This window comes from Streptococcus mitis (assembly GCF_047463435.1).
Classification (GTDB): Bacteria; Bacillota; Bacilli; order Lactobacillales; family Streptococcaceae; genus Streptococcus; species Streptococcus mitis_DS.
On sequence record NZ_JASHDW010000010.1, the window covers coordinates 88,418 to 107,020 of the forward strand.

Sequence of the window (18,603 nt, forward strand, 5' to 3'; positions counted from 1 at the left end):
AGCTTTCCTTTCTATGAATGATAGGTTTGAATTTTTTCAAGGAGGAGTTTTGCAATTTCTTCTTTAGTCTGGACTGTTTGAAGCTGATCTTTTTCAACAAAGATAGCTCTGTGCTGCTTTGCTGAGATTTGAGTCAGGTCATTTGCAATGATTAAGTCTGCTTGGTTCTTGATAAGACTTTTTCTGGCAATCTCGATGAGATAATCCTCAGAGACATCAACCAGCAGTTTGAAACCAATCAGATGAATAGCAGGATTCCATTCCTTGATTAGAGAGATGATTTTTGGTGTTTTTTTCAGGAATAAAACCTGAATCTCATCAGTCGAAGAAATCTTTGCCTGATGATTCTGCTTGCTTAAAAATTCTTCTAGATTGGAACTAGCCTGAACTTCCTCTAGACCTGTCATATAAACAGGAGTGTAATCAGACACAGCCATTGAGTGAATCAAGACCTGATAGTCCTTGACACGTTCTTGCATTTCAAGAAGAAGGTCGTTTGTATTGTTAATTTCTCGAATGCTTAGGTTGGGATGGGCTTCTGGCTTCAGAGCTCGTTTTGTCGTCATCAAACAAACTTCATGCCCTGCAGCAAGCAAGGTTTCTGTGATGATTTTCCCCAAGTGACCTGTAGAATGGTTAGTGATAGAGCGGACGCTATCGATAGATTCACTGGTACCACCCGATGTAACTAAAATTTTCATAGCACTATTGTACACAAAAATAAACGGTAAGTAAAATGAAAGTGATAAAATTTTGGTAAAAGGAAAGAATATAGTTTCAAACTATAAAGCCATATAAAATTTAAGAAAGGACTATAAAAACCCTAAAAACAGGGATATTTACGAACGTTTAGAGAGTTTTCGGATGTTAAAAATCTTGTTTTGTGTTATAATGAGTTATCATATAAGAGGTTAGAGGAGTTTTGAATGAAAACAGATATTGAAATCGCACAGAGTATTGAGTTGAAACCAATCGTTGATGTTGTAGAGAAACTGGGTATTTCTTACGATGATTTGGAGTTGTATGGAAAGTACAAGGCTAAACTCAGCTTTGATAAAATTCGTGCAGTTGAGAGCAATCCAGTTGGGAAATTGATTCTAGTTACTGCCATCAACCCAACACCTGCAGGTGAAGGAAAATCGACGATTACCATTGGTCTTGCGGATGCCTTGAACAAGATTGGTAAGAAAACCATGATTGCTATCCGCGAACCATCTCTTGGTCCAGTAATGGGGATTAAGGGTGGTGCTGCAGGCGGTGGGTATGCACAAGTTCTGCCAATGGAAGATATTAATCTCCACTTCACTGGAGACATGCATGCTATCACAACTGCCAACAATGCTCTTTCTGCCTTGATTGACAACCACTTGCACCAAGGAAATGAGTTGAGAATTGATCAACGTCGTATCCTCTGGAAACGCGTTGTGGACTTGAATGATCGCGCCCTTCGTCATGTGACAGTTGGACTTGGTGGTCCTTTAAATGGTATCCCACGTGAGGATGGCTTTGACATTACCGTTGCTTCCGAAATCATGGCGATTCTTTGCTTGGCAACAGATATCGAGGACTTGAAACGCCGTTTGGCTAATATTGTTATCGGTTATCGCTATGACCGTACACCTGTTTCTGTAGGTGATTTGCAGGTTGAAGGTGCCTTAGCTTTGATTTTGAAAGATGCTATTAAGCCAAACTTAGTTCAGACAATTTACGGTACACCTGCCTTTGTACACGGTGGTCCATTTGCCAATATCGCTCATGGCTGTAACTCTGTCTTAGCGACAAGCACAGCCCTTCACTTGGCTGATTACACAGTTACTGAAGCTGGTTTTGGTGCAGACCTTGGTGCCGAGAAATTCCTTGATATTAAGACACCAAACTTGCCAACATCTCCAGATGCAGTAGTTATTGTTGCAACCCTTCGTGCCCTTAAGATGAATGGAGGTGTGGCTAAAGACGCTTTGACAGAAGAAAACGTAGAAGCTGTTCGTGCCGGTTTTGCCAACTTGAAACGCCACGTTGAAAATATTCGTAAGTTCGGTATTCCAGCAGTTGTAGCTATTAACGAATTTGTATCTGATACAGAAGCTGAAATTGCAGCCTTGAAAGAACTTTGTGAGTCAATCGATGTACCAGTTGAATTGGCTAGTGTCTGGGCTGATGGTGCAGAAGGTGGAGTAGCACTTGCCGAAACAGTTGTCAAAACCATCGCTGAAACCCCAGCTAACTATAAACGTTTGTATGACAATGACCTTTCTGTCCAAGAAAAGATTGAAAAGATTGTCACTGAAATCTACCGTGGTAGTAAAGTGAACTTTGAGAAGAAAGCTCAAACACAAATCGCTCAAATTGTTCAAAACGGTTGGGACAAATTGCCAATCTGTATGGCTAAAACTCAATACAGTTTCTCAGATAATCCAAATGCCCTTGGAGCACCTGAAAACTTTGAAATTACCATTCGCGAATTGGTGCCAAAATTAGGTGCAGGCTTTATCGTTGCCTTAACTGGTGATGTCATGACCATGCCAGGACTTCCAAAACGACCTGCTGCTCTTAATATGGATGTTGAAAGCGATGGAACAGTCCTAGGTTTGTTCTAGTATATTGTAATTGACTTTATACTCTTCGAAAATCTCTTCAAACCACGTCAGCTTCACCTTGCCGTACTCAAGTACAGCCTGCGGCTAGCTTCCTAGTTTGCAATTCGATTTTCATTGAGTAATAAATGAGTTTGGAAATTGTAATCCAAGCTCATTTTTTATCTAGATATAAGGCCTTGTCTTCAGATGATGATAGAGTTGCCTTCTAGACGTAACTAGTCTAGGTAAAGATATTTTCCTTGAATTCTGATATAATAGAAATATTGACTTCAAGAGTAAGGAAGAGAAGATGAACGCATTATTAAATGGAATGAATGACCGTCAGGCTGAGGCGGTACAAACGACAGAAGGTCCCTTGTTGATCATGGCAGGGGCTGGTTCTGGAAAGACCCGTGTTTTAACCCACCGTATCGCTTATTTGATTGATGAAAAGATGGTCAATCCGTGGAATATCTTGGCCATTACTTTTACTAATAAGGCTGCGCGTGAGATGAAGGAACGTGCTTATAACCTTAATCCAGCCACTCAGGACTGTCTGATTGCGACCTTCCACTCCATGTGTGTGCGTATTTTGCGTCGCGATGCGGACCATATTGGCTACAACCGCAATTTCACTATTGTAGATCCTGGTGAACAGCGAACGCTCATGAAACGCATTCTCAAGCAGTTGAACTTGGATCCTAAAAAATGGAATGAACGAACGATTTTGGGAACCATTTCCAATGCTAAGAATGATCTGATTGATGATGTTGCCTATGCTGCCCAAGCTGGAGATATGTACACGCAAATTGTGGCCCAGTGTTATACAGCCTATCAGAAAGAACTGCGTCAGTCGGAGTCGGTTGACTTTGATGATTTGATTATGCTGACCTTGCGTCTCTTTGATCAAAATCCTGATGTCTTGACCTACTACCAGCAGAAATTTCAGTATATCCATGTTGATGAGTACCAAGATACCAACCACGCTCAGTACCAATTGGTCAAACTCTTGGCTTCGCGCTTTAAAAACATCTGTGTGGTTGGGGATGCGGATCAGTCTATCTACGGCTGGCGTGGTGCTGATATGCAGAATATCTTGGACTTCGAAAAGGATTATCCCCAAGCCAAGGTTGTTTTGTTGGAGGAGAATTACCGCTCAACTAAAACCATTCTCCAAGCGGCCAACGAGGTCATTAAAAACAATAAAAATCGCCGTCCTAAGAATCTCTGGACCCAAAACGCTGATGGGGAACAAATCGTTTACTATCGTGCCGATGATGAGCTGGATGAGGCTGTATTTGTAGCCAGAACCATCGATGAACTTAGTCGCAGTCAAAACTTCCTTCACAAGCATTTTGCAGTTCTCTATCGGACTAATGCGCAGTCCCGTACTATTGAGGAAGCCTTGCTCAAGTCAAATATCCCTTATACCATGGTTGGTGGAACCAAGTTCTACAGCCGTAAGGAAATTCGCGATATTATCGCTTATCTCAACCTCATTGCTAATTTGAGTGACAATATAAGTTTTGAGCGTATTATCAACGAACCGAAACGTGGAATTGGGCCAGGTACAGTTGAGAAAATCCGTGACTTTGCGAATATGCAAGACATGTCTATGCTGGATGCTTCAGCAAATATTATGTTGTCTGGCATCAAGGGTAAGGCAGCTCAGTCTATCTGGGATTTTGCCAATATGATTCTGGATTTGCGGGAGCAACTGGACCAATTAACTATTACAGAGTTGGTTGAGGCTATTCTAGAAAAAACAGGTTACGTTGATATTCTTAATGCCCAAGCAACTCTAGAAAGCAAGGCTCGGGTTGAAAATATCGAAGAGTTCCTTTCTGTGACAAAAAACTTTGATGACACCTCTGATGGGCTAGAAGAAGAAACTGGTCTGGACAAACTGAGTCGTTTCTTAAATGACTTGGCCTTGATTGCGGACACAGATTCAGGTAGTCAGGAGACATCAGAAGTGACCTTGATGACCCTGCATGCTGCCAAAGGTCTCGAGTTTCCAGTTGTCTTTTTGATTGGGATGGAAGAAAATGTCTTTCCGCTTAGCCGTGCGGCTGAAGATCAAGATGAATTGGAAGAAGAACGCCGTCTGGCCTATGTAGGAATTACGCGTGCAGAGAAAATTCTCTATCTGACCAATGCCAACTCACGCCTGCTTTTTGGTCGTACCAACTACAATCGTCCCACTCGTTTTATTAACGAAATCAGTTCAGACTTGCTTGAGTATCAAGGTCTGGCTCGTCCAGCAAATACAAGCTTTAAGGCATCTTATAGCAGTGGTGGTCTTGCCTTCGGTCAAGGTATGAGTTTGGCGCAGGCACTCCAAGACCGTAAACGCAGTGCTGCTCCAAAAACTATCCAGTCAAGCGGTCTCCCATTTGGTCAATTTACAGCTGGCGCAAAATCCGTGTCTAGTGAGGCAAATTGGTCTATTGGTGACATTGCTCTACACAAGAAATGGGGAGAGGGAACCGTTCTGGAAGTTTCAGGTAGCGGTGCTACGCAGGAATTAAAAATCAATTTCCCAGAAGTAGGTTTGAAAAAACTTTTAGCTAGTGTAGCCCCAATTGAGAAAAAAATCTAATTTTCCATCCTTCTCACGAATAATAAAGTGAGGAGGATTTTTATGTACAGTATTTCATTCCAAGAAGATTCATTATTGCCAAGAGAAAGACTGGCTAAAGAAGGAGTAGAAGCGCTCAGTAATCAAGAGTTGCTAGCTATTTTACTCAGGACAGGAACACGTCAAGCTAGCGTTTTTGAAATTGCCCAGAAAGTCTTAAGCAATCTTTCAAGCCTAACAGATTTGAAAAAAATGACCCTGCAGGAATTGCAGAGTCTATCTGGTATCGGCCGTGTTAAGGCCATAGAGTTACAAGCTATGATTGAACTGGGGCATCGTATTCACAAGCATGAGACCCTTGAGATGGAAAGTATTCTCAGCAGTCAAAAGTTGGCCAAGAAGATGCAACAGGAATTAGGGGACAAAAAACAAGAGCACCTGGTGGCGCTCTATCTCAATACTCAAAATCAAATCATCCATCAACAGACCATTTTTATCGGTTCTGCAACTCGTAGTATTGCTGAACCACGTGAGATTCTTCACTATGCTATCAAGCATATGGCGACTTCACTCATATTGGTTCATAATCATCCTTCGGGAGCGGTAGCCCCTAGCCGAAATGATGATCATGTCACTAAACTTGTTAAAGAAGCCTGCGACCTGATGGGAATTGTCCTCTTGGACCATTTGATTGTCTCTCACTCCAGTTATTTTAGCTATCGTGAAAAGACAGATTTAATCTAAAGTTCATTAACGACATAGTCAAAGAGGTTTTTATCTTTGGGACGATTTTCAAATAGAAACTCTGGATGCCATTGGACACCGATAAAGGCAACATCATCCGTACTCATGACAGCTTCAATGATACCATCCTTAGGATCATGAGCTGCAATCTTTAAGTTGGGAGCTAAATCTTTAATACTCTGATGGTGGAAGGAGTTGATATGGGAGATTTCTCCATAGATTTCTCGAAGAACAGTATCAGGTTCTGTCACCAAGCGTTGGGTTGTGTACTCTGCGGAACAATCCTGCCAGTGATCTTCGATATCTTGATACAAAGTTCCACCCATGGCAACGTTAAAGAGTTGGGTACCACGGCAGACAGAGAAAATGGGCTTTTTCTGTTTAATAGCTTCCTTGATGAGGGCCAGTTCGAAGATGTCTCTTTGAAGGTGGTAGTCATCGCTATCGATGGTTTTTGGTTCACCATAGAATTTTGGATCAACATTTTGCCCACCTGTCAAGATGAGCTTGTCAATCATACTGATATAGTGGCAGGCCATTTCTTGATCACCAATCGGTAGGATGATGGGAATCCCTCCAGCGTCTTTAACGCCTTCAACAAAGCCTTTTGCTGCGTAGCTCATCATGATGTCATCATCTGGATGAGTTTTTTCGTTTCCTGTAATCCCTATAACTGGTTTTTTCATAAAATGATTTTCGCTTTCTAATCCTCTTTTCGCATGAAGTAGAGGAGGGTTTGGAGTTCACTTGTCAAATCGACATACTGAACGACCACGTCTTTTGGTAAATGCAGATGGACTGGTGAAAAACTGAGAATTCCTTTCACGCCAGCATCCACCAAGAGATTGGCAACCTCTTGTGACTTGACGCTGGGAACGGTCAGGATAGCAGTCTTGACATCAGCATCCTTGATTTTATCCTTGATTTGAGAAATCCCGTAAATGGGAATTCCATCAGGAGTTTGGGTACCGACTTCGGGATGGTCATCTAGGTCAAAGGCCATGATAATTTTCATCTTGTTACGCTCGTGGAAGCGGTAGTGAAGAAGGGCATGGCCCATATTTCCAATACCTACCAGCATGACATTGGTAATAGAGTTGTCATTGAGCAAATCGGCAAAAAATGTCATCAGTTTTTTGACATCATAGCCAAAACCACGCCGACCCAGTTCACCAAAATAGGAAAAATCACGACGTACGGTCGCTGAATCAATTCCAATGGCCTCTGCAATTTGTTTAGAGTTGGCACGTTCAATCTTTTCTGCATGAAATCTCTTAAAAATTCGATAGTAGAGAGAGAGTCTTTTCGCTGTAGCTTTTGGAATAGCAGACTGTTTATCCTTCACAAAATCACAACCTTTCTATTCTTCTATTTTATAGAAACATTGTGAAAAAATCAACAAAAACAAGAAAAAACTAAGAAAAATCTTAGTTTTGATGTAAAAAATCTGCATGTGATAGAAAACGGTAGAGGTCTCCGACCAGACCCTGATAAACTTTCTGGCCCTTAAAAGTCAGAGAAGTCACATAAAGTGTATCTGGCAGAGTCACACATCCTGACAGAGCCAGCATGAGAGCCTCGTAATCCTCATACTTGAGAGTGCGCTCTACATGATAGCTGTCTTTATAGGTCAGTTCAAACATATAGGACCTATCTTTCCGATTTTGTAAAGACACCACGTTCTACCAAGCTATCCATGAGGAAGTAGAATTTTTCCTGATGAATGTGGTGGTCTTCTGATTTGAAAATATCAACTAGACGAAGGCCAAACTTGTCAGTGATATTGATTTTAGCCCCTGTAAGTTCCTTGTTAATGATGATTTTGAGTTGGAATCCCTCACCGCTGTTCGGAACTTTTTCCAAAAGGCGAGTCAATTCATAGTTACCAACCTTAGTCTCAAAAAAGGTGTTGTCCTTAAGGGTGAATTTTTTAACAGAAGGGCTAAGAGTGTAGTCGTAACGACAATTTTTTAACTGAATGGTTTTTTCAAATGCCATATGGCTAACCTCCGATAATTTCTTTTAAGGTTTTTGCGAGGGTTTGTAGGTCTTCAACAGTATTTTGTGGCGATAAACTGATACGAACGGATTCCTTCAAGCGTTCTGAATTTGCGCCATACATGGCTTCGAGAACATGGCTGGATTGGACAATGCCCGCAGTGCAGGCTGAGCCAGTAGAGATTGAAATTCCAGCTAAATCTAGACGAAGGAGTAAGAGGTCATTTTTCTGGCCAGGAAATCCAATATTGAGAACATAAGAGAGATGGTGTTCGCCTATATTCAAGTAATATTGAATGCCCTCTAGCTCTGCCAGAAAGGCAGTTTCTAGATTTTGTACATGTTGGAAATGTTCTTCTTGTTTTTCTAGGTCTTCTTTTAGGGCTGCAACCATGCCTACGATGGCAGCTAGATTTTCAGTTCCAGCACGTTTTTTCTGTTCTTGGTCTCCACCATGGAGATAGGAATCAAAGTCCATGCTAGATGCGTAGAGGAAGCCGATTCCCTTAGGACCATGGAATTTATGGGCTGAAGCAGTGAGAAAATCAATGCCCAATTCTTCTGGGTGAATAGGGATTTTGCCGATTGCTTGAACTGCATCAACATGATAAGCAGCAGGGTGTTGCTTGAGTATTTGGCCAATTTCAGCAATGGGCAGTAGGTTTCCTGTCTCGTTATTGGCAAACATGGTAGAAACCAAAATCGTATCGTCACGTAAAGCCCTTTGAATTTGTTGGGCGGTGATTTCTTGATTTTCTGGCTGGATAATGGTTGCTTCAAACCCAAAGTGTTGAACCAAGTAATCAATAGTTTCAAGGACGGCATGGTGCTCAATGGCAGTTGTGATGATATGTTTTCCTTGTTCTTGATGACGAAGGCAGTAACCAATGATAGCAGTATTGTTACCTTCAGTCCCACCAGAAGTGAAAAAAATATGTTGAGGTTTTGTCCCCAGTAACTGGGCTAGTTCCTGACGGGCTTCTCGCAAGAGTTTACCAGCTTGACGACCATGACCATGAATACTAGATGGATTGCCATGAGTTTCTTGCATAACCTTGGTCATAGCTGAGATAGCAACTGCTGACATGGGAGTCGTTGCAGCATTGTCCAAATAAATCAAAGAATCACCTTATTTCTTTTTATTGTAGGCAAAGAGTGGGCTGACTGGTTTTCTTTCGTGGATACGGACGATAGCATCACCAATTAACTCACTAGCAGTGATGTAGCATACGTTTTTAGGAGTTTTTTCTTTTGTTGCTACTGAATCAGTCACAAGAATTTCTTTAATCTTAGTATTATCAAGAAGTTCAGCAGCACCTTCAACGAAGAGACCATGGCTAGAAACAGCATAAATTTCTGTAGCTCCTTCACGTTCAACGATTTTAGCAGCTTCAGAGAAGGTGCGTCCTGTATTTAAAATATCGTCAATCAAGATAGCTTTCTTACCTTCAACATCACCGATAATATATCCTTCGTTGCGAGTTGCATCGTCTTGTGGGTAGTCGATAATGGCGATAGGAGCATCAAGATATTCAGCCAAACTACGAGCGCGTTTCACACCTGAATTTTTAGGGCTAACAACAACAACATCTGAGCCAAGTAAGCCCTTATCGCAATAATGTTTTGCAAATAGGGGAACTGTGAAAAGGTTATCGACAGGAATATCAAAGAATCCTTGAACCTGAACGGCATGCAAATCAAGCGTAAGGATACGATCGACACCAGCCTTAACTAGCATATTGGCAACTAGTTTCGCTGTAAGTGGCTCACGAGGTGAAGCGATGCGGTCTTGACGTGCATAGCCAAAATATGGAAGGACAACGTTGATACTGTGGGCACTTGCACGTACACAAGCGTCGACCATGATTAACAATTCCATTAGGTGGTTGTTAACAGGGAAACTTGTTGATTGGATGATGTACACATCATAACCACGGACACTTTCTTCAATATTTACTTGAATTTCTCCGTCTGAAAATTGACGTGATGATAGTTTTCCAAGTGGGACACCAACAGCTTGAGCAATTTTCTGTGCAATCTCTTGGTTAGAGTTGAGTGCGAAAAGTTTCATGTTTTTTCTATCTGACATTATAGACCGTCCTCTGTAAACTTTTTAAATCCTAGTCCTATCTGCCTAGCCTATACGAACTGGGATTTTTGTATTTTATCTTTTCTATTTTACCAAAAAATAGAGATTATTTCAGCTATTTTTCATGCTTTTGACAAATCGAACCAATTTTGAGGGAGCTTTTTGATAAGCAATCTGATTTTCCTCTAAAAATTGCTGGAAATCTTGTTTCCCTTGCTCGTGATTTTCAACTTCAAGCTCTAATTCGTAATCTGTCATATCAAAGTACTGACTTTCATCCAGCGCCATGAGACCAATAGCTGTTTGCATTTCATAGCGAAGCGTTGTTAGACAACCGAGCACCTGCCAGTTCTTGCTCTGGATACCATGTTTAGCTAATTCATCAAGAACCAGCCCCTGAGGAAGTTCTTCCTTGATCAGATAGTTTTCAGCATCTTTTAGTTGCAATTTTTGGTTGTATTCCATGTTTCCAACACTTTGCGGGACTTTGAGTGTCAATTCTGCCCAGTCTTCAAAGGTTCGAATGCGCATAGCAACTTTCTTTTCTCTCAGTTCAAAATCAGGCGTGTCTATGTAGTAATTTTTTTGAAGAACAGGAGTGACACCTGTGAACTGGTCTTTTAGACGATCATATTCATCTTTTTTCAAGAGTGTTTTCAATTCAATTTCTAAATGTTTCATTTTTCTTACCTTTTCTTTATCGTTGAAAGCGGATTTATGGTATAATAAGCATTGTATTTATTGTATATGAATCTGGAGAAAAAATCAAAGATATTTTTGAAGGATAATATGAGAACAAGGGAGAATATATGACCTTAGAATGGGAAGAATTTCTAGATCCTTACATTCAAGCTGTTGGTGAGTTAAAGATTAAACTACGTGGTATTCGGAAGCAATATCGTAAGCAAAATAGGCATTCTCCGATTGAGTTTGTGACTGGCCGAGTCAAGCCAATTGAGAGCATCAGGGAAAAAATGGCTCGGCGTGGCATTACTTATGCGACCTTAGAGCACGATTTGCAAGATATTGCTGGTTTGCGTGTGATGGTTCAGTTTGTAGATGACGTCAAGGAAGTAGTGGAGATTTTGCGCAAGCGTCAGGATATGCGGATCATACAGGAGCGAGATTACATTACTCATCGAAAAGCATCAGGCTATCGTTCCTATCATGTGGTAGTAGAATATACGGTTGACACTATCAATGGTGCTAAAACCATTTTGGCGGAAATTCAAATACGTACCTTGGCCATGAATTTCTGGGCAACGATAGAACATTCTCTCAACTACAAGTACCAAGGGGATTTCCCAGAGGAGATAAAGAAGCGACTGGAAATTACAGCCAAGATTGCTCATCAGTTGGATGAAGAAATGGGTAAAATTCGAGATGATATCCAGGAAGCCCAGGCACTTTTTGATCCTTTGAGTAGAAAATTAAATGATGGTGTAGGAAACAGTGACGATACAGATGAAGAATACAGGTAAAAGAATTGACCTGATAGCTAATAGAAAACCGCAGAGTCAAAGGGTTTTGTATGAATTGCGAGATCGTTTGAAGAGAAATCAGTTTATACTCAATGATACCAATCCAGATATCGTTATTTCCATCGGTGGGGATGGTATGCTCTTGTCGGCCTTTCATAAGTACGAAAACCAGCTTGACAAGGTCCGCTTCATTGGTGTTCACACTGGACATTTGGGCTTCTATACGGACTACCGTGATTTTGAGTTGGATAAGCTAGTGACTAATTTGCAGCTAGATACCGGAGCAAGAGTCTCTTACCCTGTTCTAAATGTGAAGGTCTTTCTTGAAAATGGTGAAGTGAAGATTTTCAGAGCATTAAATGAAGCCAGCATCCGCAGGTCTGATCGAACCATGGTGGCGGATGTTGTGATTAACGGTGTCCACTTTGAACGTTTTCGTGGAGATGGGCTAACAGTTTCGACACCGACTGGTAGTACAGCCTATAACAAATCACTTGGTGGAGCTGTTTTACACCCTACCATTGAAGCTTTGCAATTAACGGAAATTGCTAGTCTTAATAATCGTGTCTATCGAACCTTGGGTTCATCTATTATTGTTCCTAAGAAGGATAAGATTGAACTCATTCCAACGAGAAACGATTACCATACCATTTCGGTTGACAATAGCGTTTATTCTTTCCGTAATATTGAGCGTATTGAGTATCAAATCGACCATCATAAGATTCACTTTGTCGCATCACCGAGCCATACCAGTTTCTGGAATCGTGTTAAGGACGCTTTTATCGGCGAGGTGGATGAATGAGGTTTGAATTTATCGCAGATGAGCATGTCAAGGTTAAGACCTTCTTAAAAAAGCACGAGGTTTCTAAGGGGCTACTAGCCAAGATTAAGTTTCGAGGCGGAGCTATTCTGGTCAATGATCAACCACAAAATGCAACGTATCTATTGGATATTGGAGACCACGTTACCATTGATATTCCTGCTGAGGAAGGCTTTGAAACTCTAGAAGCTATCGAGAGACCATTAGACATTCTCTATGAGGATGACCATTTTCTAGTCTTAAACAAACCCTATGGAGTGGCTTCTATTCCTAGTGTCAATCACTCCAATACCATTGCCAATTTTATCAAGGGTTACTACGTCAAGAAAAACTATGAAAATCAGCAGGTTCACATTGTGACTAGGCTCGATAGGGACACTTCTGGCTTGATGCTCTTTGCTAAGCACGGCTATGCCCATGCACGATTAGACAAGCAGTTGCAGAAGAAATCTATCGAGAAACGCTACTTTGCCTTGGTTAAAGGTGATGGATATTTGGAATCAAAGGGTGAAATTATTGCTCCGATTGCGCGTGATGAAGACTCTATTATTATCAGACGCGTAGCTAAAGGTGGAAAGTATGCTCATACTTCTTACAAGATTGTAGCATCTTATGGGAATATTCATTTGGTAGACATTCGCCTGCACACTGGTCGAACCCACCAAATCCGAGTCCATTTTTCTCATATTGGTTTTCCTTTATTGGGAGATGATTTGTACGGTGGTAGTCTGGACGACGGCATCCAACGTCAGGCCCTGCATTGCCATTACCTATCTTTTTATCATCCTTTTCTAGAGCAAGACTTGCAGTTAGAAAGTCCCTTGCCGGATGATTTTAGCAACCTTATTACTCAGTTATCAACTAATACTCTATAAAAACTATTTCAGAGTATAATTATTATCTTAAAGGAGAAAACTCATGGAAGTTTTTGAAAGTCTCAAAGCCAACTTGGTTGGTAAAAATGCTCGTATCGTTCTCCCTGAAGGGGAAGAACCTCGTATTCTTCAAGCGACTAAACGCCTGGTAAAAGAAACAGAAGTGATTCCTGTTTTGCTTGGAAATCCTGAAAAAATTAAAATTTATCTTGAAATCGAAGGTATTGAGGACGGTTATGAAGTCATCGACCCTCAACACTACGATAAATTTGAAGAAATGGTTGCTGCTTTAGTGGAGCGTCGCAAGGGCAAAATGTCTGAAGAAGATGCACGCAAGGTTTTGGTTGAAGATGTCAACTATTTTGGTGTTATGTTGGTTTACTTGGGCTTGGTTGATGGAATGGTGTCAGGAGCGATTCACTCAACAGCTTCAACAGTTCGTCCAGCTCTTCAAATCATCAAAACTCGTCCAAATGTAACTCGTACTTCAGGTGCCTTCCTCATGGTTCGTGGTACGGAGCGTTACCTCTTTGGGGACTGTGCCATCAATATCAATCCAGACGCTGAAGCCTTGGCTGAAATTGCAATCAACTCAGCAATTACAGCTAAGATGTTTGGAATCGAGCCTAAAATTGCTATGCTAAGCTATTCTACTAAGGGTTCAGGTTTTGGTGAAAGTGTTGATAAGGTTGTAGAAGCAACTAAAATTGCTCACGACTTGCGTCCTGACCTTGAAATAGATGGGGAATTGCAATTTGATGCAGCCTTTGTTCCTGAAACTGCAGCTCTGAAAGCTCCTGGAAGTACGGTAGCTGGTCAAGCAAATGTCTTCATCTTCCCAGGTATCGAGGCAGGAAATATCGGTTACAAGATGGCAGAACGCCTTGGTGGCTTTGCGGCTGTAGGACCTGTTTTGCAAGGTTTGAACAAGCCAGTTAACGACCTTTCTCGTGGATGTAATGCAGATGATGTTTACAAGTTGACCCTTATCACAGCAGCCCAAGCTGTTCATCAATAAGATTTAGTCCTCTTTCCTTTGGGAAGAGGCTTTTTATACTCAATGAAAATCAAAGAGCAAACTAGGAAACTAGCCGCAGGCTGTACTTGAGTACGGCAAGGCGACGTTGACGTGGTTTGAAGAGATTTTCGAAGAGTACTAATACTAGGAAAAGGACAGTTAGAATCTTCTGTGTTATACTAGAGATATGTTAGATTTGAAAGAATACGGTATCGTCATGTGGCCGGAGGAGAAGATCATTTCTTTCCGTGAGAAACTTCTCGCTTGGTATGATGAAAACAAAAGAGATTTACCGTGGCGTAGAAGTAAAAATCCTTATCATATCTGGGTGTCTGAAATTATGCTCCAGCAAACTAGGGTGGATACGGTTATCCCTTATTACGAACGATTCTTGGACTGGTTTCCAACAGTAGAAAGTTTGGCGAATGCGCCTGAAGAGCGTTTGTTGAAGGCTTGGGAAGGTTTGGGTTATTATTCTCGAGTTCGTAATTTACAGGCTGCAGCCCAGCAGATTATGACTGATTTTGGTGGTCAATTTCCAAACACCTATGAAGGAATTTCCAGCTTGAAAGGAATTGGACCTTACACTGCAGGAGCCATTTCCAGTATTGCTTTTAACTTGCCTGAGCCAGCTGTAGATGGTAATGTCATGCGTGTTTTGGCACGTCTATTTGAAGTTAATCACGATATTGGGATTCCAAGTAATCGTAAAATTTTTCAGGCAATGATGGAAATCTTGATTGACCCAGAAAGGCCTGGTGACTTTAATCAAGCTTTGATGGACTTAGGATCTGATATTGAGGCGCCTGTAAATCCCAGACCAGAAGAAAGCCCAGTTAAGGACTTTAGTGCGGCATATCAGAATGGCACAATGGACCGTTATCCAATTAAGGCTCCCAAGAAAAAGCCTGTTCCAATTTATCTTAAAGCCTTGGTGGTCAAAAATACTCAGGGACAATTTTTACTTGAAAAAAATGAAAGTGAAAAGCTATTGGCAGGTTTTTGGCATTTCCCCTTGATAGAAGTTGATAACTTTTCGCAAGGAGAGCAGTTTGACCTCTTTCATCAGGTTGCAGAAGAAAGCGTGAACTTTGGTCCCAGTCCAGAAGAGAGTTTCCAGCAGGACTATGACCTAGATGTTGATTGGCTTGATATTTATTTTGAGACTGTCAAGCATATCTTTAGTCATCGTAAGTGGCATGTTCAAATTGTAGCAGGTCAGGTGAGTGACTACAATGACTTTCCAGATAGGGAAGTTCGCTGGCTTTCACCAGAAGAGTTTAAGAATTACCCACTTGCCAAACCCCAACAAAAAATCTGGCAGGCTTATGCACAAGCCAACTTAGACAGTAGTAAAGACTAGCTATTGTGTCTTCTTTTTATTTTTTTGATATAATAGTAGAGAAAAAGGTGAACAAATGAAAAAAATATTAATTGTAGATGATGAAAAACCAATCTCGGATATTATCAAGTTTAATATGACCAAGGAAGGTTACGAGGTTGTAACTGCTTTTAATGGTCGTGAAGCACTAGAACAATTTGAAGCAGAGCAACCAGATATTATTATTCTGGATTTGATGCTTCCCGAAATTGATGGTTTAGAAGTTGCAAAGACTATTCGTAAGACGAGTAGTGTTCCTATTATCATGCTGTCAGCTAAAGACAGCGAATTTGATAAGGTTATTGGTTTGGAGCTTGGAGCGGATGACTATGTGACAAAACCCTTCTCAAATCGTGAGTTGCAGGCGCGTGTTAAAGCTCTTCTTCGTCGTACGGACTTGGTTTCTGTAGATAATCAAGAGTCAGATGAAAAGAAAACCCAACCTTTGCAAATTGGGGACTTGGAGATTGTACCAGATGCCTATGTGGCTAAAAAATATGGTGAAGAACTAGACTTGACCCACCGTGAATTTGAACTTTTGTACCACTTGGCTTCTCATATTGGTCAAGTGATTACCCGTGAACACTTGCTTGAAACGGTCTGGGGGTATGATTATTTCGGAGATGTTCGGACTGTTGACGTAACTATCAGACGTTTGCGTGAGAAGATTGAAGATACACCTAGTCGTCCAGAGTATATCCTAACACGTCGTGGTGTTGGTTATTATATGAGAAATAATGATTGAATTGATTAGAAAAAATATTCTTACTAGTGATTTTATCTTCATTTTAATTTTATTGGGTTTTATCTTGATTGTTACCTTGCTTTTGCTAGAAAATCGGCGAGATAATATTCGGTTGAAGCAAATTAATCAAAAAGTTAAAGACTTGATTGCAGGAGATTATTCTCAGGTATTGGATATGCAGGGAAGCTCTGAAATCACTAATATTACCAATAATCTCAATGATTTATCAGAAGTAACCCGTTTGACCCAAGAAAATCTGGAACAAGAGAGTAAACGATTGAATAGTATCCTCTCATACATGACAGACGGAGTCCTTGCGACCAATCGTCGTGGCAAGATTACTATGATTAATGACATGGCTAAGAAACAGCTAGGTGTTCAGAAGGAAGAGGTTCTCAATAAAAGTATTCTAGAATTGCTTCAGATTGAAGATGAGTATGAACTTCGTGATTTGATTACCCAAGTGCCTGAGCTTATGATTGATTCTCAGGATGACAATGGTGAATATCTGAGCCTTCGTGTACGTTTTGCCTTGGTTCGTCGTGAGTCTGGCTTTATTTCTGGTTTGGTTGCTGTTTTACACGATACGACGGAGCAGGAGAAGGAGGAGCGCGAACGGAGACTCTTTGTTTCCAACGTTAGTCATGAGTTACGGACGCCTCTGACTAGTGTAAAATCCTATCTTGAAGCCTTGGATGAGGGGGCCTTGTCAGAACCTGTCGCTCCAGACTTTATCAAGGTGTCTCTAGACGAAACCAACCGTATGATGCGGATGGTAACAGATCTTCTCCATCTTTCACGGATTGATAATGCGACCAGTCACCTAGATGTGGAACTGATTAACTTTACTGCCTTTATTACCTTTATCCTTAACCGCTTTGATAAGATGAGGGGATCAGATGAAGAGAAGAAATATGAATTGGTTAGAGATTATCCGATTACCTCTGTCTGGATTGAAATTGATACAGACAAGATGACACAGGTGATTGATAATATTCTCAACAATGCCATCAAGTATTCGCCAGATGGTGGGAAAATCACAGTGACTATGAAGACGACTGATGATCAGATGATTTTATCCATCTCAGATCAAGGTTTGGGTATTCCTAAGCAAGATTTACCACGTATTTTTGACCGTTTTTATCGTGTGGATCGTGCTAGAAGTCGTGCCCAAGGTGGAACAGGTCTGGGACTGTCTATTGCTAAAGAAATTATCAAACAACATAAGGGCTTTATTTGGGCCAAGAGTGAATACGGTAAGGGATCAACTTTCACCATTGTGCTCCCTTATGATAAGGATGCAGTGAAAGAAGAAGTATGGGAGGACGAAGTAGAAGACTAGAATGAGTGAAACAGGCTTTAAATACAGCATTTTAGCATCGGGTTCCAGTGGAAATTCCTTTTATCTGGAAACCCCAAAAAAGAAACTTTTAGTGGATGCGGGCTTGTCGGGTAAGAAAATCACCAGCCTACTTGCTGAAATAAATCGTAAACCAGAAGATTTGGATGCTATCTTGATTACGCATGAGCATTCAGACCATATCCATGGAGTTGGTGTGTTGGCTCGAAAATATGGTATGGATTTGTATGCCAATGAAAAGACCTGGCAGGCTATGGAAAAAAGCAAGTATCTTGGCAAGGTGGATTCTTCGCAAAAGCATATCTTTGAAATGGGCAAAACCAAAACCTTTGGAGATATCGACATTGAGAGTTTTGGTGTTAGCCATGATGCAGTCGCACCGCAGTTCTATCGCTTTATGAAGGATGATAAGAGTTTTGTCATGCTGACTGATACAGGTTATGTGAGTGACCGTATGGCAGGAATTGTCGAGAATGCAGATGGCTATCTTATCGAGTCCAACCATGATGTAGAGATTTTACGAGCAGGTTCTTACGCTTGGCGACTCAAACAACGAATCCTATCGGATCTGGGTCACCTTTCTAACGAGGACGGTGCTGAAGCTATGATTCGGACACTTGGGAATCGCACTAAGAAAATCTACCTTGGACATTTATCTAAGGAAAATAATATCAAGGAACTGGCTCACATGACCATGGTCAATCAGCTGGCACAGGCTGATCTAGGTGTAGGAGTAGACTTTAAGGTATATGATACCTCACCAGATACCGCAACACCATTGACAGATATATAAAAAAGAAGGCGAGGGTGTACTGACCCCAAAAAGTTAGACAATTAATTTAAGCAAAGGATTTAGTTCTGTATTGTACAGGGCTAAGTCCTTTTAGTTTTACCTTAATTCGTTTGTTGTTGTAGTAATCAATATAGTCTACAAT

At 41.1% G+C, this 18,603-nt stretch carries 20 protein-coding genes; 11 read left to right on the forward strand and 9 right to left on the reverse strand.

The features are described 5' to 3' along the window. Positions 1–11: 11 nt before the first annotated feature. Positions 12–701 (reverse strand): phosphopantothenate--cysteine ligase, encoded by a 690-nt coding sequence (coaB, locus tag QM843_RS07555; protein ID WP_414304662.1) that lies wholly within the window; start codon positions 699–701, stop codon positions 12–14. Between the two features lie 225 nt (positions 702–926). Between coaB and QM843_RS07560 the strand changes: the two genes are divergently transcribed. The 3 genes from QM843_RS07560 (at position 927) to radC (ending at position 5,901) form a co-directional block, all read left to right on the forward strand. Further along, positions 927–2,597, forward strand: coding sequence for a formate--tetrahydrofolate ligase (locus tag QM843_RS07560; RefSeq protein WP_414304661.1), 1,671 nt, complete (start codon positions 927–929; stop codon positions 2,595–2,597). Positions 2,598–2,886: 289 nt separating this feature from the next. Continuing rightward, complete coding sequence (gene pcrA / locus QM843_RS07565; protein WP_414304660.1) at positions 2,887–5,178, forward strand: DNA helicase PcrA; 2,292 nt, start codon at positions 2,887–2,889, stop codon at positions 5,176–5,178. 42 nt (positions 5,179–5,220) lie between these two features. Further along, a complete protein-coding gene (radC, locus tag QM843_RS07570; protein WP_212573810.1) occupies positions 5,221–5,901 on the forward strand; it encodes a RadC family protein in 681 nt (226 codons plus the stop codon). Here the strand turns inward: radC and QM843_RS07575 are convergent. From QM843_RS07575 to QM843_RS07605, 7 genes are all read right to left on the reverse strand, one after another. Further along, complete coding sequence (locus tag QM843_RS07575; RefSeq protein WP_414304659.1) at positions 5,898–6,587, reverse strand: gamma-glutamyl-gamma-aminobutyrate hydrolase family protein; 690 nt, start codon at positions 6,585–6,587, stop codon at positions 5,898–5,900. The two genes, radC and QM843_RS07575, sit on opposite strands and share 4 nt — an antisense overlap. 17 nt (positions 6,588–6,604) lie before the next feature. Next, positions 6,605–7,246: a redox-sensing transcriptional repressor Rex gene (locus QM843_RS07580; RefSeq protein ID WP_000653417.1), complete on the reverse strand. Its 642-nt coding sequence runs from the start codon at positions 7,244–7,246 to the stop codon at positions 6,605–6,607. Positions 7,247–7,328: 82 nt separating this feature from the next. Next, a complete protein-coding gene (locus QM843_RS07585; RefSeq protein WP_024057589.1) occupies positions 7,329–7,544 on the reverse strand; it encodes a DUF4649 family protein in 216 nt (71 codons plus the stop codon). Between the two features lie 7 nt (positions 7,545–7,551). Next, entirely contained in the window at positions 7,552–7,899 is a 348-nt protein-coding gene (locus tag QM843_RS07590) for a DUF1831 domain-containing protein (RefSeq protein WP_000863540.1), read from the reverse strand. Between the two features lie 4 nt (positions 7,900–7,903). After that, entirely contained in the window at positions 7,904–9,019 is a 1,116-nt protein-coding gene (locus tag QM843_RS07595) for a cysteine desulfurase family protein (RefSeq protein WP_414304658.1), read from the reverse strand. A gap of 9 nt (positions 9,020–9,028) precedes the next feature. Continuing rightward, positions 9,029–9,988: a ribose-phosphate diphosphokinase gene (locus QM843_RS07600; protein WP_004254210.1), complete on the reverse strand. Its 960-nt coding sequence runs from the start codon at positions 9,986–9,988 to the stop codon at positions 9,029–9,031. Between the two features lie 111 nt (positions 9,989–10,099). Then, positions 10,100–10,669: a CYTH domain-containing protein gene (locus QM843_RS07605; RefSeq protein WP_414304657.1), complete on the reverse strand. Its 570-nt coding sequence runs from the start codon at positions 10,667–10,669 to the stop codon at positions 10,100–10,102. Between the two features lie 128 nt (positions 10,670–10,797). Between QM843_RS07605 and yjbM the strand changes: the two genes are divergently transcribed. The 8 genes from yjbM (at position 10,798) to QM843_RS07645 (ending at position 18,461) form a co-directional block, all read left to right on the forward strand. Beyond that, complete coding sequence (yjbM, locus tag QM843_RS07610) at positions 10,798–11,469, forward strand: GTP diphosphokinase (RefSeq protein ID WP_000171692.1); 672 nt, start codon at positions 10,798–10,800, stop codon at positions 11,467–11,469. Next, positions 11,453–12,271, forward strand: coding sequence for an NAD kinase (locus QM843_RS07615; RefSeq protein ID WP_000799056.1), 819 nt, complete (start codon positions 11,453–11,455; stop codon positions 12,269–12,271). The genes yjbM and QM843_RS07615 overlap by 17 nt, the downstream gene beginning before the upstream one ends. Beyond that, on the forward strand, positions 12,268–13,164 hold the full coding sequence (locus QM843_RS07620; RefSeq protein WP_261104646.1) for an RluA family pseudouridine synthase: 897 nt from the start codon (positions 12,268–12,270) through the stop codon (positions 13,162–13,164). The genes QM843_RS07615 and QM843_RS07620 overlap by 4 nt, the downstream gene beginning before the upstream one ends. 43 nt (positions 13,165–13,207) lie before the next feature. Further along, complete coding sequence (gene pta, locus QM843_RS07625) at positions 13,208–14,182, forward strand: phosphate acetyltransferase (RefSeq protein ID WP_000451571.1); 975 nt, start codon at positions 13,208–13,210, stop codon at positions 14,180–14,182. A 187-nt stretch (positions 14,183–14,369) separates the two neighbouring features. Beyond that, complete coding sequence (mutY, locus tag QM843_RS07630) at positions 14,370–15,545, forward strand: A/G-specific adenine glycosylase (protein ID WP_023947456.1); 1,176 nt, start codon at positions 14,370–14,372, stop codon at positions 15,543–15,545. 55 nt (positions 15,546–15,600) lie between these two features. Continuing rightward, a complete protein-coding gene (yycF, locus tag QM843_RS07635; RefSeq protein WP_000722072.1) occupies positions 15,601–16,308 on the forward strand; it encodes a response regulator YycF in 708 nt (235 codons plus the stop codon). Continuing rightward, entirely contained in the window at positions 16,301–17,650 is a 1,350-nt protein-coding gene (vicK, locus tag QM843_RS07640; protein ID WP_414304656.1) for a cell wall metabolism sensor histidine kinase VicK, read from the forward strand. Before yycF ends, vicK begins: the two co-directional genes overlap by 8 nt. Before the next feature lies 1 nt (position 17,651). After that, positions 17,652–18,461 (forward strand): MBL fold metallo-hydrolase, encoded by an 810-nt coding sequence (locus QM843_RS07645; protein ID WP_247949204.1) that lies wholly within the window; start codon positions 17,652–17,654, stop codon positions 18,459–18,461. Positions 18,462–18,507: 46 nt separating this feature from the next. Here the strand turns inward: QM843_RS07645 and QM843_RS07650 are convergent. Further along, positions 18,508–18,603, reverse strand: a 96-nt coding sequence (locus QM843_RS07650) for an IS3 family transposase (RefSeq protein ID WP_195327149.1), incomplete at its 5' end; no start/stop codon positions are given.

Bases quoted from the DNA above. Each gene is read 5' to 3' on its own strand.
- QM843_RS07615 (WP_000799056.1), top strand. From the start codon at position 11,453: ATGAAGAATACAGGTAAAAGAATTGACCTGATAGCTAATAGAAAACCG.
- QM843_RS07590 (WP_000863540.1), bottom strand. From the start codon at position 7,899: ATGGCATTTGAAAAAACCATTCAGTTAAAAAATTGTCGTTACGACTAC.
- QM843_RS07620 (WP_261104646.1), top strand. From the start codon at position 12,268: ATGAGGTTTGAATTTATCGCAGATGAGCATGTCAAGGTTAAGACCTTC.
- QM843_RS07585 (WP_024057589.1), bottom strand. From the start codon at position 7,544: ATGTTTGAACTGACCTATAAAGACAGCTATCATGTAGAGCGCACTCTC.
- pta (WP_000451571.1), top strand. From the start codon at position 13,208: ATGGAAGTTTTTGAAAGTCTCAAAGCCAACTTGGTTGGTAAAAATGCT.
- QM843_RS07605 (WP_414304657.1), bottom strand. From the start codon at position 10,669: ATGAAACATTTAGAAATTGAATTGAAAACACTCTTGAAAAAAGATGAA.
- QM843_RS07560 (WP_414304661.1), top strand. From the start codon at position 927: ATGAAAACAGATATTGAAATCGCACAGAGTATTGAGTTGAAACCAATC.
- QM843_RS07645 (WP_247949204.1), top strand. From the start codon at position 17,652: ATGAGTGAAACAGGCTTTAAATACAGCATTTTAGCATCGGGTTCCAGT.
- QM843_RS07600 (WP_004254210.1), bottom strand. From the start codon at position 9,988: ATGTCAGATAGAAAAAACATGAAACTTTTCGCACTCAACTCTAACCAA.
- yjbM (WP_000171692.1), top strand. From the start codon at position 10,798: ATGACCTTAGAATGGGAAGAATTTCTAGATCCTTACATTCAAGCTGTT.
- coaB (WP_414304662.1), bottom strand. From the start codon at position 701: ATGAAAATTTTAGTTACATCGGGTGGTACCAGTGAATCTATCGATAGC.
- vicK (WP_414304656.1), top strand. From the start codon at position 16,301: ATGATTGAATTGATTAGAAAAAATATTCTTACTAGTGATTTTATCTTC.
- yycF (WP_000722072.1), top strand. From the start codon at position 15,601: ATGAAAAAAATATTAATTGTAGATGATGAAAAACCAATCTCGGATATT.
- QM843_RS07575 (WP_414304659.1), bottom strand. From the start codon at position 6,587: ATGAAAAAACCAGTTATAGGGATTACAGGAAACGAAAAAACTCATCCA.
- radC (WP_212573810.1), top strand. From the start codon at position 5,221: ATGTACAGTATTTCATTCCAAGAAGATTCATTATTGCCAAGAGAAAGA.
- pcrA (WP_414304660.1), top strand. From the start codon at position 2,887: ATGAACGCATTATTAAATGGAATGAATGACCGTCAGGCTGAGGCGGTA.
- mutY (WP_023947456.1), top strand. From the start codon at position 14,370: ATGTTAGATTTGAAAGAATACGGTATCGTCATGTGGCCGGAGGAGAAG.